The organism is Selenomonas bovis DSM 23594, assembly GCF_000381005.1.
Classification (GTDB): domain Bacteria; phylum Bacillota; class Negativicutes; order Selenomonadales; family Selenomonadaceae; genus Selenomonas_C; species Selenomonas_C bovis.
In genome coordinates this window covers 1-14451 of sequence record NZ_KB908414.1, presented here as the reverse complement: position 1 = coordinate 14451, position 14451 = coordinate 1, and the positions used below count along the sequence as shown (strand labels likewise).

Genomic DNA, 14451 nt, shown 5'->3' with positions numbered 1-14451 from the left:
TCCCCACTGTAGAATTAAGCCGCCGAAGTTCGGCCCGAAACAGATATACCCGTTTGACCCCATGAGCCCCGTGATACCGAGCTTCTTATTCGTGAATTTGCTCCCGTCCCAAGTCACGTCAGACCCGCTCGCGAGATTACTTGCAAGCGTTGCGAGGCTTGCAAGGGTCGTCGCGGGGGCATCTTTCCAGCCAGACGTCCCTGCTCCTGCCTTGACGCGGTTCGCAATGTTACTGAGCAGACTGCGGATGGTATTCTCGTCAGCGGTCGGCGTAAGAGTATCATCGATGACGGATTGGAGGGCGGAGTGTGCGTCCTTATTCTTGTCGTGGTCGTCGATGACGGCGCTATATACATCCTGTACCGTCCATTCCGCCGTACCGTCTGTATATACGCTGCCGAGTTTCGCGCCGTCGAGATTAAGAATTGTTTCGCCCGTCGTACCTGCCTTGGTACACACGAGCCGCCAAGATGGATGGTTAGAAAGCTGAATATCGTAGGCAATATCCTTTAATGCATAGGCCGTCGAACGTCTGACAAGCCCCGCGGCCTTTTCGAGCGTATCAACAGATACCAAGCCCGCCGCATCAATAACCGGTGTAATTTCTGCCGTGCTTGAAATATCAATGTTGAGGGCATAAGTAATCGTACTGTTAAGCGTCGAATCTTGCGCGGCGATGTAATCAGGCCGATCGTCAAGAGCAACCATGTAAAGGATCTCGCCGCGGTCAGGATCTTCGGCAAAAAGTCCCCATTCGCGCGCTCTGAATCCCGCAGACACCTTCGAGGACGTGATCACGCCTGTAAAAGTACAAAGAGTTCCTTTTCTCTCGATCCCTGTAATACCAAATTTAACTTTCGGCGCGAGAAGGTTCGACATGCCCTGCGCGTCCGAGGCCGTTTCTGTGCCGTCGCCAAGTTTGAAGCAGGTTACTTTAAGCGGAGTCCCTGATTCTACTTTCGCCTGCAACTCCCTGCCGAGGTCTGTTAAAATGCCGCCTGTCCAATTTGCCATATTTAATTAACCTCCTGTTTTATCTCATATGATTGCATGATATACGGCGCAACACCGTATATATTGCAAGTTTTATTAATACTGCCGCTACCTGCCACGGGGGAAATACTGTTTACAATATAGCTCCCGTGAGAAGAAACGATACATAGCGATGTCTTTATATTGCTGTCTTTCGCGACTGCAGGAAACATATTATAACGCGTCGAATTATCTGCCGCCGCGCCAATATGTAAAATACCTGTCTCACTACGTTGAAAATGCAAGCCGAAGGACAAGTGAGCAGGTTTATAAAGATTAATCGCATCAATAAAACCTTTCTCATCTGTAATCGTTCCATCCGTTGACACATCAAAATAATATAGATTGTTATGCTCTTCTATCTTTGCTCTTTTATTGTCGATGTATCTACTAGCGACCGCCGCCATAAAGTCAAGCGTGCTGACCTGCCGCCCTTGAAGCTTGAGCAAAATCCTGTTGCGCCGCTGCTCGTAGTTGTCGCTTGCGTCCGGCCTGAGGTCGAGGATGCGCTCCCAATCTGCGAGGCCCCATGTAGCAGCCTTGATGTAAAACTGATTTGTGATTTCATCAATGAGCAGCCGATATTTCTCGTGCTCCGTACTGCACGCCGCAAGCGCCGCCTTGAAGTGCTCATCCTCTTGCAGGAACTGCGGCAGATACCGCGCAAGGTTCGGCGGCTGGTTACGTAGATAAAGCACGCACGTCCACCTCCTCAACAACTGGTAACAAGTCGGCGCCGATGCTGAGACGTGTCTTGCCGTTCAGCATTACATTGTCGCAATCCTCGACAGATGACTGATCCATGATGATGTCGATGACCTGAGCGGCGGAAAGATATGTCGCGGAGAGCGCTGTTTTTGCGAGGCGCGCGTTGATTGCCTTTTTGCAGGCCTCTTTATCCAGCACCCCCTTGACGGCTACGGAAACCGTGATACCCAGCGGTACGGGGCTGGCAACGGTGACCGTCGCGCCGATGGGGCGAGCGGTCTCGATGTAATCCGCGACGCTCTTGATGAGCTCCTGCGAAGCCGTCTGCCCGTTGCTGTCGATGATGAGCACTTTGACTGTGCCGGGGCCATTCCAGAGCGGCAGAATCTTGCAGTTGCCAACGCCCTTGACGCTCATCGCCCAATTAAAATAATGGTAGACGTTCCCGCTTGTCGCGGGTGTGCGCACGGCGATGTAGTAGCGCTTGAGCAGGGCCTCGTCGCTCTCCTCATCGTAGCCGTCTGCCATCGGTGCCTTGTTCGTGACAGCGCTGATACCGGGGATGCTCATCGGGATGACATTCACCGTTCCCGCGGCCACATTCCCTGCAGCGCCCTCGAGGACGGCTTCGACCGGAATATCTGCGCTGCCGACGGCATCGACATTCTGCGTCGCGACAAACAGCGTCCCCGCAGCTGTCGCGAAGCGGCTGCCCTTGCTGACGCTGCCTGTGCCGGTGACTGTGACAGTTCCCTTCGCCTTCCCCGCTCGCTTGCGGTCGACGCCAAACTGTGCGGCGATCATCGTGAGATAATCGCCCCAGCTCGTCTCCGCGAATGCTGCCTTGTACGCCTGCTCCAGTTCGACCTCGACCTTGGCAAATTCCAGAGAGTTGGCCGCGAGCATATCGTTTTCAAACGTGCCCTCGATCTTGCTGGTCGGCGTACCGCTCGCGGCCTGCAGTTCCTGCAGAATGTCCTCCTGTTCCCTTGCCTCATACATGGATATTCATCTCCCCGTAAATCGTCGTCAGCCGGATCGTCAGATGCACGGTTTCGCCGTGCTTTTCCGCCGCAAAGGAAAAGGAGTCAATACTCTTGATATAAGGGTTGACCATCAGGCACTCCGTGATGACACGTTTGAGCTCGCTGTATCGCTCCTGCACGCTCATGACCTTGCCGATGAAAGGCTTGAGCTCGATGCCGTAGCCCCAGGAATAAGCGAGATAGGAAAAGCGCTCGGTCTTGAGCGCTTTGTAGATCCACACTTCGAGAGCATCGTTGCCCGTGAGCAGGATGTGATTGCCGTTGCCATCATAGCGGAATTTATCGGTTTCAAAATCCCAGGCATACTCCTTGAAGAGCGGCAGGTCATCGGCGGTTTCCGTCGTGGCTGAAATGAAAGGATATTCCTCGCTCATAGCTTCACCACCCTGTTCTCGATAAGGAAAAGTTGCCCGCCTGCCTGCGGATAGACAGAGACGAGATCGCCGGGTTTCAGCGTGTCTGTCCAGGTTTCATCGTTGTCGATGGGGTGGTTGTGGCTCTCATAGGCTGCATCGCCAGAGCCACCGCCTGCGTATGATGTCGCACCGACGATGTGGCGCGTGTGACCGGGCAGCCAGTACTCGTTGAGGTAAATCTGTTCTTTGCTGAGCGTGATGTCGTTCCACTTTACCCGTATATCCGGCGGCGGCGAAAGCACCCTCCCCACACTCGGCAGGAGCGGCACGTGTTCCTCGGCGATGTCGTGCTGGATGGCCACCATTTCATTTACGGAGTGCTCCGCGCTCGGGATGACCTTTTCGTCCCCTGTCTTTTCCATTTGCTCACCTCATTTCTTATCTTTCTCTTTCTCGACCTTTTCATCTTCCATCATGTTCTCGTACTCGAGCACGAGCTTCATCTCATGTTCCCCATCGCGGAAAGTATGCGTGTCGGATTTCACCCAGAACTGCGCCGACTGGCTGTTCTGGAGGCTGTCGCGCACCTCGACGGAGTAGGACGAGATGACGCGGTAATCACCAAGCGCGACGACTGTCCCTGTGCGGTCAGGCTTTTTGAGCAGCGCTTTTGCCTCAGTCTGCGTGTCTTTGTTCGGATCTTCCTTGTAGACATCCTGAAACATGGAATGTTTCTTGATGTCGTCGTCATCTTTGACATAGCTCTGACGGTTCCCTTCCTTGTCGACGATCATGACCTGATTGATGATGTTCTCGATACTCTCCGCGTAGGTGCTTTCTGTCATATTGGTCGCCGCGTCAAGCACGAAGTCCTTGATGATCTCGCCTTTCTTGACGACGTTGAGCTTCGCGCCATCCATGAGCAGCTGATATTTCGGATCTTCTTTGTCCTTGCCGTTTTCATCCTTTCCCGCCTTCTGTTTGATGATTTTCGCGGCTTCATTGTAGGCGCCCATGATGATCCGGTAGCCCGTTTTCCGATTTGCGATGAAGGAGACGGGCGTTCCTGTCTCAACGATTTTCCCCGGCAGCACGCCGAGTTCCGCGCAAATCTGCTTCGTAATTTCCTCCGGTGTGATGCTCGTAAACTTCCTCGTCGTCTTGCTGTGCGCGAGGACAAAGGCATGGTCATGCGCTACGATATGGAGTGTTCCTTTCGCCCTGTCACGCTCGATCTTGTAGATGTTGCCGACAAAGACCGGCTGCGCTTCTTTCTGCTTATCGTCGTTTGTCGTCTCCGTCTGCGCGAAAAGTGTACCTGTCTGTGTCTCGATATCGGCCTCTTTATAGCCGTAGACGGTCATGCCAGTATCTGCCTTGACAACAGGGATATTCATGTCGCGGTCATCCTGGACGATGGTAAAATCCAGCGTCCGCGCTACGGTGAGACGACTGCCTGACCAGGTACAGGCGATGACGAGAGGTGTCACGTCGGTGTCTTTTATCTTGATTCTCATACGCCTGTCCGCTGCCTTTCCTTCACGACGACATCCCGGAGATTCTTGAGCGCGAGGTTTTTGAGACTGTTCGCGTTCGCAATGCTGCGCCAGTACTGCACTTTCCCGTAGGCGCGTTTCGATGCTTCGAGGATGTCGCGGCTTTTCTTGATGGCGTTTGCCGCCTTGCTTGCCGTACGTTCTGTTGGGCGCTGCTTGAGGCCCGTCTTCTCATCGACCTGCTTGTCGTTGTTCGCGGAGGGGACGTTGAGCGCCCGCCACTCGACGAAGGACAGCTCGTAGTAGATGTCACGCGAGCCATCCTGCTCCCGGTACGCAAATGACTTGATGGCCATCATGAGATTTACCGGGCTGTTCGTGATGATGACGCGGACGGGGCGCTTCGATTCCTTCCACTTGATGATTTTCTCGACGCACTCAGATGGCGCGCTGCTGTCACCGACGACGAACGGATACTCATGCTCCGGCTGCGGGAAAAAGCAGGCGAACGAGAGGCGCGTGAGCTTCGGATTACCGAAAAGCTGCGCTTCACCCGTGTCGATGATATCGACCACGCGGTTGTTCTGCTCGGTCTGTACCTTGTAGGTCTTCGGCGTGACAGGGATGATGAAGCGGTCTCCATCGCAAGAGAGAACGATCTGCCGCCGATCCGCGACATTGCCGCCGAGGATGTAGGAACCGAGGTTGTTGACCTCGTTCCAGATGTGGAATAGATTCTTCATGCAAACACCCCCTCGACCGGATTCATATTCGCCCGGCTCTCCTGCATGAGCGTGAGCAGCTTGTAGGCGATCTTGTCGATGTCGGCCTCCTCGCGCACGATGAAGCTGTTGCCTGTGATGACGACCTGCGTCGCTTCCGCGTCAGACCGCGTGCGCGGCAAATCCACCGATACACTTGGTGCAGACACAGGAATCGCCGTAGGCAGATTGTTCTCGAACGTGTCTTTGAGCATCGAGAGCGTCGTGGCGTGCGGGTAGACGCGCGAGCCGGTCGGCAGGTCTACGATCTCACCGCCGTGCTCGTTGATCTCCGTCCAGCCCCCGGGCGCGAAGCTCGTGCCGATAGCCTTGTGCGGATAGCTGACACCGCCGAGCCATGCGGCATTGTTACCTATCCAATCAAGGCCAGCGGCGATGTTCGTATGACCGCCAGCGCGCGCGGATGCCGCCGCGCCGGCCATCGACTGCGCAACAGATGCCGCGCAGCTTGCAGCCCCGGACTTGATGGAGGCAAACAGACCCGAGAAGAAGCCGCCGACGCCGCTCCACGCTCCCTGCGTATCCGAGGCCGACGTCTCGAAGCTGTCGGAGACATCCGCACCGCATTCAGCCGCCGCGTTCGATGTAGGCACGGCCACGCTGGCATCATACCAGGACGGGAAGGAGTTCCATGCATCCTGTGAGCCCTGCGCCGAGCCGAGCATATCCATCTGGATATTATCCGCCGTAGCGGTCGCCTGTGCGCCTGCGTTCTCGAAATCCGTAGAGATGGACGCGCTCGCTGCGGAAAAAGCGTCTGCCGAAGCGCTCGCAGCCTCCTGCGCCTCCTCCTGCACGCCGCTGAACATCCCAGTCGTGTACATGTTCTGCATCTCCGTGATGCCGAAATCCTGCGACGTGTCCCGCGGTGTATCGAACGCGTGCGGGCCGATGGCCGAAAGGTCTGTCTGGAGCCCGAAAGGGCCGCTCGTGTCCTTTGTCGTATCCTTGATGCCGATGGAATCGCCGACAATGTCTACGGGAACCGTCTTGCCGTTCAAGTCAAAGCCGATTGGATCCTTTTCCTTCGGGTTGAGCCACTGCGCGATTTTCTCGAAGCTCACGGTGTTCTGGATGTTGTAGTCAGAAAGCCAGGAACCGATGCGCTTGCCTGCGATCTCGCCGAGGATGCCGCCGGCCGTCATGCCGATGACCGTCCCTGCAGGACCCGCGAAACTGCCGATGGCACCGCCGAGCACTGTACCGACCGTAGAGCCGAGTGCTCCGCCGATGGCATCACCCTCGCGCATGCGGTTGTCGTGCTCCACCTGCGCCCGGTAATCGTTCGCCTTCGTGTACTCATCAAGCGCCGACTGCCATTGCTCCTGCGAGCCGCCATTCTTGGTGAGCTCTTCGATGTTGTCGCTTGCCTGCTTGACGCCCCAGACGGCTTCCTCCATGAGCGTGCTGTTTTGCGAGTGCGCGCTATAGACATCCATCGCACCGAAAATGGCCGCAAGCGCTCCCGCGCCGCCCAAAGCCTTGGCATTGGCACGGAGAACTGCGGCTCTCCCTGGCTGCGGCGCAGGTGCTTGTGTGCGGCCACCGCTCTGGATAGGTCTGCCGTCAGGGCCAAAGATAACGCCGCCGGAGTTTTTACCGGGGCTGGCACCACCACCGGCGATGCTTTTGCCGTTTACGATGACGGTTGCGGCATTGACCACCATTTCCCTGGCAGACGATGCGCCCGACTGGCCAGGGATGGCCCCGCCTTTGCGCATGCCCGCGAGCCCCTTGACGGCATCCACGGCTTTCCGTGTGAGGCCGACAATCTTGTAGAGCCCTGCGGCTAGAGCGCCACCGGCAAGGATAGAGCCGACGCCGTCAAACTCAAGGAATTTATCCTTTAACTGTTTGAGCACATTAAGAGCAAGGCTGCCAATATCACCAACGTCAAGGCCATCTTTCAGGGATGTTTTGAACTGGGTAACATCTTTCGATAAGCCTTGGACAAAATCACGTAGGCCGCTCGCGCCTTTGCCGCTCATAAGCTCAATCTGGAAGTCATGCCATGCGGATTTCAAGATTTCCAAATCACCTGCTAAAGTATCAGCACGCTTTTTGGACATTTCATCTGCAGCCCCGCGAGAATTATCAATCGCGGCAATCTTCTTTTGGTAATCTTCGTCGCTGGCCGTGATGATAGCTAACCAGCCGGAAAGCGCTTCCTCACCTGCAAACATTTTGGCAAACTTGGCTTTATCCTTGTCATTCATTTTGCCGCCCTGGGCCGCAAGCTGTTTGGCAAAGGTAACCATTTTCTCTTTGTTTCTGGTTTTGGTTCCGCTCAAGGTCTCGGCATAATTGACCAATTCCTCAGCAGAAACGCCTTCCTTGAATTTCTTGCGCAAATCATCGAAGATGGCCCGCAAGGGTTTCAACTGCTGTGTACCATCAGCCCCCATCTGCATGATGTTGATGCCCAGCATCTTCATCGCGTTTGCCGTGGGGATTGTGTCAGCGGTCATTCGGGTGAGTGTTGACCTCAGAGCAGTACCGGCCATACTTGCCTTAATACCGCTATCAGCCATCAAGCCCAGAGCAAGAGCCACATCCTTGGCAACACCAACTTCATCACTGCCGTAGGCACTGGCAAAAAGCCCTGCAGGAGCCGCAGCGTATTTGAACGCCTCGCCCATCATACCCACTGTTGTATTGGAATTGGTAGCCGTGGCTGCCAATATGTCGGTGAATTCCTTAATATTGGCGTTGGCATTCGCTCCCCTGGTATCAATCTTGAGGGCGGTCATGGAGTCGGTGACGATATCAGATACAGTGCCCAAATCCTCACCTGCTGCAAGAGCCAGATCAAGCACCGGCTTTATGCCTGCCATCATTTGCTGCTCCTTCCAGCCTGCCATTGCCATGTATTCTAACGCTTTGCCGACCTGCTCAGCGGAGAACTGAGTCACAGCGCCCATTTCTCTGGCCTTGGCGGTCATGCGCTCCATGGCAGCGTTAGCCTCATTTACGCCCATTCCACTGGTAGCAATAGCCTTTACTGTGGCCATCTGCTTTTCAAAATTCTTGTAGGTGTTGATGGTATCCATCACGCCATAGCCTAAACCGGCCATGCCAGCCACCTGCAAGGGCAGGCCCATCAGCATGCCGCTGGCTACGCCAGAAGCGGCGTTGCCAGCCTTCTCAGCCATCCCAGTAATGCCACCAGTGTTCCGCTTGACGTTCACCATCGCAGTGTAGGTCTTGCCAGCCAGCCCCGCGAGCTCTTCTTTGATGCGCGTGAGCTTACTGGACGCCTCATCGCGCGCCCGCACCGTGAAAGCAGACGCGCGTCCCGCGAGCTCCCTGACGCTACTCTTGATGGCGCCGAGCTTGCCGGACGCCTCATCTTTGACGCCGACTGTTGCCCGATAGGTTCCCTTGACGCCCGAGAGCGCGCTCTTGAGCCTTCCCGTGTCGGTGGCCGCCTTGACCGCCGACGTTCCCACCCCGTCAAGAGCACCGGACGCAGCAGCAGCGGAGCCTTTCACGCCTTCGAGGCCTTTCCTCGCGTCATTGAGCTTGCCGGTCAGTTTGTCCTTGAGCTCGAGCGTTGCAGAGAGCACGTAATCACGATTGGCCACGAATCTTCATCCCCTTTCCTGCCGCCAGAATACTCAGCTGCGCCTTGAGCCGTTCCATCTCTTCCTCCTGATAGACACTGATCGCCGCATGGGCGAAAATCTTTCCCGCCTCCGAGAGGGAGAAGAAATAGTCAAGGGGCAACCCCCGTGTGAGGAGGAAGGCACAAGTCTGTGCCCTCCAATCCTCCTTGATTAGTTTTTTACTTCTTCATGAAGCTCCGCACGGACATCCTTGCCGTAGCCTGCGCACTGCATGATTTTCTTCGCGACCGCAGAAATCTCGCCCGGATCGAGCAGACGATCGACAATGTCCGTCGGCTCGACACAGCCGTAGGCGTCCTGCAGCTTCTTGTCCGAGAGGTCAGGAGAGACCGTGCAATGGTAGACAAGATACTCGTCCGAACCCTCGGATAACCCCATCGCCTCCGCGACAAACGACTTCGAAGGCGGCCTCATCGTGAACGTGCCCGCGCTCGTCTCGACGTCGTACTGACGTTTCTTGCGCGCCTCGATAGCTTCTTTCTCGTTGATAAGTTCTTCAATGCTGACTGCTGCCATGTTATCTCCTCCTTACTGCGCGACGCTCTCCGTGAACCTTGCGTCCTGTGGTGTGAAGCCGAACGGAAACTCCTTCTCGACGACTTTGCCCTTCTCGAACTGCATGAGCCCGATTTCCTTGATCCACACATTGTCGATGACGATGCTCTCGCGCTGCGCGTCAATCATATCCGGATCCTCGAGCGTTGCAACAACCATCGTGCGTGGATCGTGCCCGGCGCTCCACTCCTCGAGGAAGCGTTTGCACGAGCGGTTAAAGACCGGCTTGACCGTCATTGTGCCCTCGCCTGTGAGCGAGGTGATCTTGCTGTCCTTCGACTCGCCGATGATGACGTCCTCACGGTCAGCCGTGACCTTCGCCTCGAATTTCACAATCTCGAAAATCAGCGCGCCGTCGAACCAGACACGGCCATGATTGCCTGTCCAGCGGCGACGGCCGCGGTACTTAATGTCTTCTGCATCTCTTGCCATTCTGCTTCATCCTTTCTTACATGAGGAACGTGACCTTGAGGTCTTCCATCGCGTTGACCGGTGTCACGCGACCCGTGAGGTAGACGTGCGTACCCGTGTTGTATTCGCGAATCTGCTGCACGGAGAGGTTTTCCGGCTTATCGAGCCCATGGAGCGTGATGTAATCCTTCTGCGCGTCCTCGTCGATGTCGACCGTGTTGACCGCCGATTCCGAAGCGTCGAGCACATTGCCCTCGAGCCCGCGGAAATAGACGAGGATGGCCGAGATGAGGAGCATCTTGTGATCGTAGTCGTTGATGACCTTGCCGACATAGGAATGCTTGAACGTGTCGCGGATGTCGTCCGTGATCATGTCGACGGCCTCGACGATCTTGATGTAGCGGAAATCTTCGCCGACGTCCGTCGTGAACGTGTGGAGCGAGTTGCACGCACGGCCGATCTTGACGCCGTCGCCGTCCTGCTCGTCGATGAGCACGAGCTGCCCCTTGCTAATGGCATCGTCGATGTCGTCATACGTGTCGCAAGACTCGACCTCGGTGAGCTGGTAGTACGTCGCCGAGCGGTCAAGCGCGAGACCGGCGAGGATGCCCATGATGCGCGCCGTATACTCCGCCGCCGTGAAGGTCAGGTACTCAGGCGTCGTCTTCGTGTCAACCTTCGAGGCATCGCCGCCCACTGCACTGAGCGCGTCCGTATAAGCCGGATTGACGCACTTGATGCCGCCGGTCGTGAAGTTGATGACGCCCTTGTCGTCGGCATCGAAATTCGCGACAACCGCCTTGAACGTCTTGCGCTTGAGGCTGCGCTGCTCCTTCACCCAGGTTGCGAGGTCTTCCTGATCCTGCGTTGTGCCGGTCGGATGACAGATGTAGTTCCACTTGACCGTGACGAGTTTCTTGAGGATATCCGCCTGGTTGAGCAGCGTCTCCGTCGTGCTGGACGACGCGCCACTCTCTGTGGTGGTCATCGTGCTCGTCGCACCGGACACCTTGACGTCCTTGTTCGGCAGCGTGTAGACCAGCAGCCGCAGCGGCGTGCCGAGGAGCGCTTTCTTGATGAGCATGACGTTGCGCTCCGTGAGCCCTGTATCAGGGATATCCGTCACGTCGTTGATTTTGTAGAAATTCGAGGTGTTCGTCGTCTCATTGTTGAGGATCATGACGCCGATGCCCCGGGCACTGCGCGCGATGGCCGACACCGACTTCGTCTTGAAGTCGATAACGACCTGCGGCAAGCCGAACTTCTCTGCTTCATTTGCCATTTATTCTTCCTCCTCTGATAAATCAAGAGAAATGCCATTGACCTTGAGCTCTCCCATGCGGTCAAGCGGCGCAAGCTCCACATTGTCCGCGAACTGCATGTGAAAATCAAAATGCAGCACCTCGCTGACGATGCGCGACGAGGTATCCTGCACCGTAATAAAACGGTCGCCAATCTGAACCACAGAAAGGAATATCTCATCGAGCTTTTCCTCCGCTTCATAGAGCTTCGACCGGCATATACGGCCGCGTGCATCGGGAATCGGCACAAAATGTATCGAAACATCAATGTCGCGGTCTCTATACACCTTGTCGATGAAGATCTGCTTCTCTAGCAGCTCAATATAGAAATAGTCCGCTTTCGCCTTGAAATTCGTGCTGAAATGAACTTCGCATGTCGGGAAATGCCTCTTCAAGAGCGCAACGAGAACACTCCGGATGGTGCTTGATGGGATCATGAGAACATCCCCTCCAGTATGTCACGCGCGTCCTCCTGGAAGCTCTTCTGCTGCTCATCGAGCGCATCACGCAGCATGTGGCGGCCGGGGAGGAATCGCCCGGTAAACTTTCCATGCACCTTGACGCGGTGGCCGTACTCCTGATGCGCGGCATAGCTGACATTGTCGTAGACCTCAACACGCCCGCCATGAACGTCAGAGCGTTTCCATCCCATGCGCAGCCGACCGGTATCCACCGGCGAGAGCTCCGCCGCCTTGCCGCGCAGCAGCTCCCCCTCCTGCATGAGGAACTTGTCGCGCGCGCCCGGCAGCTTCTTTTCCGCCTCGGCAAGCTTCTTTTCCAGCTCGTCAAAGCCCTGAAACTCAATCCCCATCATTTCCCGCCTCCTCCGACCGCCTGACAGAAACCTCGGCATGCGTCGGGTACACGAACCGCGTGCCTGCAAAAAGCTCGAACGTCTGCCTCTGATGCGACACGACGACGCGATCACCCTCGCGGATGTCGATAGCACGCGCACAGCAGAGGCGCAAATCAATCTTTACGGACAGCGCCCGCTCTGTCTTGCTCGCGAGAAGCTCTTTGCCATACTGCGAGAGCTTGCAGGGCACATCCTCTGCGACAAGCGTTTCCTCATCCTCGTAGTCGTCCGAGCCGTCTGCGGCATTCCCCGGCACGAGCCGGTAGATGCTCGCGCGGTCGTGATACATGACCGATTGCAGGATGCTCTCGAACTCCGTCATGCCCAGCTCACCACCCTCCGGTAGAGCTTGAGCTTCGGCTTGATGGCATCAAAACTCAGCTCCGAGAGACAGGCAGCAGGGTCGACGCTCGACACGGCGAAATGGAACTCCGTATCGTCCATCTTGACCGACTGGAGAGGACCATGCGTGCCCCCGGCCATCCCTGCCGCAGCGCTGGCCGCGTCAGCGAGACGCTTCTGCACGAGCTCCACGACCGTGTAGACGAGCGCGTCCGGGAAATCGTCGCGGTGGCAGTAGTCGAGGATGTCGGTCACCAACTTCTCGATGTAGAACGCGAGCGTGTCGCTATTCGGCTTTTGTTCGCCGGTGAGCAGGAGAACTTTTTCGCTCACCCGCTTTACCGCTTCCTGTCTTTCCATCCTTTCCCGCCTCGCTTTCCCGAAGGGAGAACCCCTGCGCCTGGTAGATGGCGTGGTAAGCCGTTTCCGTCGCACGGATGACCCGGTCTCCCTTCACATACTCATGGAAATCCATGCTGCCGCCTCCTTACTTGCCAGCAGAGGATGCGCCCGCGGCTTTCGGCGTGAGGATGGCGAACGCATTCTCTTTGACCGGCAGGAAGCCGAGGCGCATGGTCGCCTTGATGGCGATCATGTCGTTTTCCGCAAGCGAGAGCGGCTTGTTGTCGCCCATCGTGACGGACTGGAGCGTTGCCTCGCGCAGCGTCTCGTACTGGATCTGGTCGCGGATCCCGACGATGGCATAGTTCCACGCACCGGCGATGGCGCGCGCCTTCGTCTTATCCCAGGCACCGTTGCGGCTGAACTCAATCGGCTGCGAGTAGAGTGTGTTCTGGTCGACGCCAGAGACAAAGAGCTGATTGCCGTTGCCGTCGCGGAGCTTGCGCAGGCTGTTCTTGAGGTCGTAGCCCGCTGCGAAACCGTTGACGTCCATGCCCTCGTTTTCAACGAGCGCCATGACGTCAGAGATATCGAGGTCAAGCTTGTCGTTTGTTCCCTCGGCAACTGCCCGGCCGGCATCCTTGGCCACACCGTAGATGCTCTTGGCAAACGGCGAATTCGTGCCGAAGAGGCACGCCGCATCGATGGCCTTATAGAACGCCTCGGCGATGTACGGGCGAATGGCGCTGAACACATCGACCGTTGAATCCTCCAGCTTCTCTTTCGAGCACGGGACGATGACGCCGATTTTCTTCGCGACAAGCTCGGGGAAAATCCACGTCGCTACCGACGTCTGGATTCGCTCGGTCTCACCGACCCAGTACGCACCAGGGCCACCCGTCATGACCGGGAACTTCTGTGTCTCACTCGTCATCGGCTGCACCTTCGAGAGACGCAGTACCGAGGAGCCGCGCACGACATCGGAAATAATATCCGACGCGGTAGGGGTAGGGACGAAGCCCTGGAGATTATCTTTCAAGTAAGTCGTATCTGCCATGTTCTTTTACTTCCTTTCTGCTCAACGCTTGACCTGATTCTTATAAATGGCATCAAAAAAGCCATTCTTGACCGACGCGGACGCTGCTCCTGCTTTCTGTGTTCCGGCCTTGGGGGCCTTGCCCTTGAGCTTTTCGTTCACGCCGTTCTCGATGGCTTTCTTGTATGCTTTCTCAAATGTGGTGATGCGGCTCATCGTGCTCTCGCTGTCCTCCGCGATGAGGTAGTCCATGAACTCGACCGGAATCTTCCTGTCGGAGAGCACCTTCACCATCTCGAGCTTGAGCTCTTTCTTCTTGAGCTCCTGCTCCTTTGCCTCGAGCTCCTTGCGGGAACTTTCGAGCTCGGCCTTCGCGCGCTCGTCGTCAGAGAGCTTCGAGAGGCGTTCCGCCTCCTTCTTCGCGGCTTCGGCCTTCCTCTTGTAATCTTTCTCCCACTTCACCTTGGCCGACGCCAGCGCCTCATCAATCCGGCGCTGCACCGCCGCCTCATCGGCCTTGGGGCTTTCATCGGCAGACTTGCCGCCCTCCTGCCCTGCCGAA

At 56.6% G+C, this 14451-nt stretch carries 16 protein-coding genes and 1 pseudogene; all 17 read right to left on the bottom strand.

Translation table 11 applies throughout. From position 1 onward, the window contains the following. Positions 1 to 1014: pseudogene (locus tag F599_RS14955) on the bottom strand (hypothetical protein); the annotation flags it as partial. Positions 1015 to 1016: 2 nt separating this feature from the next. After that, positions 1017 to 1730, bottom strand: a complete 714-nt coding sequence (locus F599_RS14950; protein WP_019543704.1) for a putative phage tail protein — start codon at positions 1728 to 1730, stop codon at positions 1017 to 1019. Next, on the bottom strand, positions 1714 to 2742 hold the full coding sequence (locus F599_RS0111700) for a baseplate J/gp47 family protein (protein ID WP_019543703.1): 1029 nt from the start codon (positions 2740 to 2742) through the stop codon (positions 1714 to 1716). Before F599_RS0111700 ends, F599_RS14950 begins: the two co-directional genes overlap by 17 nt. After that, positions 2735 to 3160 (bottom strand): DUF2634 domain-containing protein, encoded by a 426-nt coding sequence (locus F599_RS0111695; RefSeq protein ID WP_019543702.1) that lies wholly within the window; start codon positions 3158 to 3160, stop codon positions 2735 to 2737. The genes F599_RS0111700 and F599_RS0111695 overlap by 8 nt, the downstream gene beginning before the upstream one ends. After that, positions 3157 to 3564, bottom strand: coding sequence for a DUF2577 family protein (locus F599_RS0111690; protein ID WP_019543701.1), 408 nt, complete (start codon positions 3562 to 3564; stop codon positions 3157 to 3159). Before F599_RS0111690 ends, F599_RS0111695 begins: the two co-directional genes overlap by 4 nt. Positions 3565 to 3573: 9 nt before the next feature. Further along, on the bottom strand, positions 3574 to 4659 hold the full coding sequence (locus F599_RS14345; RefSeq protein WP_019543700.1) for an XkdQ/YqbQ family protein: 1086 nt from the start codon (positions 4657 to 4659) through the stop codon (positions 3574 to 3576). Beyond that, complete coding sequence (locus F599_RS0111680; protein WP_019543699.1) at positions 4656 to 5381, bottom strand: hypothetical protein; 726 nt, start codon at positions 5379 to 5381, stop codon at positions 4656 to 4658. The genes F599_RS14345 and F599_RS0111680 overlap by 4 nt, the downstream gene beginning before the upstream one ends. Beyond that, positions 5378 to 9004 carry a phage tail tape measure protein gene (locus F599_RS14945; protein ID WP_019543698.1) on the bottom strand — a complete coding sequence of 1209 codons (3627 nt, stop codon included), beginning with the start codon at positions 9002 to 9004 and terminating at the stop codon, positions 5378 to 5380. The genes F599_RS0111680 and F599_RS14945 overlap by 4 nt, the downstream gene beginning before the upstream one ends. Before the next feature lie 192 nt (positions 9005 to 9196). Beyond that, entirely contained in the window at positions 9197 to 9562 is a 366-nt protein-coding gene (locus F599_RS0111665; protein ID WP_019543696.1) for a phage tail assembly chaperone, read from the bottom strand. 12 nt (positions 9563 to 9574) lie between these two features. After that, positions 9575 to 10033, bottom strand: a complete 459-nt coding sequence (locus tag F599_RS0111660; protein ID WP_019543695.1) for a phage tail tube protein — start codon at positions 10031 to 10033, stop codon at positions 9575 to 9577. A gap of 16 nt (positions 10034 to 10049) precedes the next feature. Further along, positions 10050 to 11294, bottom strand: coding sequence for a phage tail sheath C-terminal domain-containing protein (locus F599_RS0111655; RefSeq protein ID WP_019543694.1), 1245 nt, complete (start codon positions 11292 to 11294; stop codon positions 10050 to 10052). Beyond that, the gene (locus F599_RS0111650; protein WP_019543693.1) at positions 11295 to 11750 is read right to left on the bottom strand and encodes a phage tail terminator family protein; all 456 of its coding nucleotides are present in this window, start codon (positions 11748 to 11750) and stop codon (positions 11295 to 11297) included. After that, positions 11747 to 12127: an HK97 gp10 family phage protein gene (locus tag F599_RS14335; protein WP_169337830.1), complete on the bottom strand. Its 381-nt coding sequence runs from the start codon at positions 12125 to 12127 to the stop codon at positions 11747 to 11749. The genes F599_RS0111650 and F599_RS14335 overlap by 4 nt, the downstream gene beginning before the upstream one ends. Continuing rightward, a complete protein-coding gene (locus F599_RS0111640) occupies positions 12114 to 12491 on the bottom strand; it encodes a hypothetical protein (RefSeq protein ID WP_019543691.1) in 378 nt (125 codons plus the stop codon). Before F599_RS0111640 ends, F599_RS14335 begins: the two co-directional genes overlap by 14 nt. Then, entirely contained in the window at positions 12488 to 12871 is a 384-nt protein-coding gene (locus tag F599_RS14940; RefSeq protein WP_169337829.1) for a head-tail connector protein, read from the bottom strand. The genes F599_RS0111640 and F599_RS14940 overlap by 4 nt, the downstream gene beginning before the upstream one ends. 127 nt (positions 12872 to 12998) lie before the next feature. Then, the gene (locus F599_RS0111630) at positions 12999 to 13910 is read right to left on the bottom strand and encodes a phage major capsid protein (protein WP_019543689.1); all 912 of its coding nucleotides are present in this window, start codon (positions 13908 to 13910) and stop codon (positions 12999 to 13001) included. A gap of 21 nt (positions 13911 to 13931) precedes the next feature. Next, positions 13932 to 14451, bottom strand: a 520-nt coding sequence (locus F599_RS0111625; protein WP_019543688.1) for a DUF4355 domain-containing protein, incomplete at its 5' end; no start/stop codon positions are given.

Bases quoted from the DNA above. Each gene is read 5' to 3' on its own strand.
- F599_RS0111660 (WP_019543695.1), bottom strand. From the start codon at position 10,033: ATGGCAAGAGATGCAGAAGACATTAAGTACCGCGGCCGTCGCCGCTGG.
- F599_RS14940 (WP_169337829.1), bottom strand. From the start codon at position 12,871: ATGGAAAGACAGGAAGCGGTAAAGCGGGTGAGCGAAAAAGTTCTCCTG.
- F599_RS0111695 (WP_019543702.1), bottom strand. From the start codon at position 3,160: ATGAGCGAGGAATATCCTTTCATTTCAGCCACGACGGAAACCGCCGAT.
- F599_RS0111680 (WP_019543699.1), bottom strand. From the start codon at position 5,381: ATGAAGAATCTATTCCACATCTGGAACGAGGTCAACAACCTCGGTTCC.
- F599_RS0111700 (WP_019543703.1), bottom strand. From the start codon at position 2,742: ATGTATGAGGCAAGGGAACAGGAGGACATTCTGCAGGAACTGCAGGCC.
- F599_RS0111630 (WP_019543689.1), bottom strand. From the start codon at position 13,910: ATGGCAGATACGACTTACTTGAAAGATAATCTCCAGGGCTTCGTCCCT.
- F599_RS14345 (WP_019543700.1), bottom strand. From the start codon at position 4,659: ATGAGAATCAAGATAAAAGACACCGACGTGACACCTCTCGTCATCGCC.
- F599_RS0111650 (WP_019543693.1), bottom strand. From the start codon at position 11,750: ATGATCCCATCAAGCACCATCCGGAGTGTTCTCGTTGCGCTCTTGAAG.
- F599_RS0111655 (WP_019543694.1), bottom strand. From the start codon at position 11,294: ATGGCAAATGAAGCAGAGAAGTTCGGCTTGCCGCAGGTCGTTATCGAC.
- F599_RS0111640 (WP_019543691.1), bottom strand. From the start codon at position 12,491: ATGACGGAGTTCGAGAGCATCCTGCAATCGGTCATGTATCACGACCGC.
- F599_RS0111665 (WP_019543696.1), bottom strand. From the start codon at position 9,562: ATGGCAGCAGTCAGCATTGAAGAACTTATCAACGAGAAAGAAGCTATC.
- F599_RS14335 (WP_169337830.1), bottom strand. From the start codon at position 12,127: ATGATGGGGATTGAGTTTCAGGGCTTTGACGAGCTGGAAAAGAAGCTT.
- F599_RS0111690 (WP_019543701.1), bottom strand. From the start codon at position 3,564: ATGGAAAAGACAGGGGACGAAAAGGTCATCCCGAGCGCGGAGCACTCC.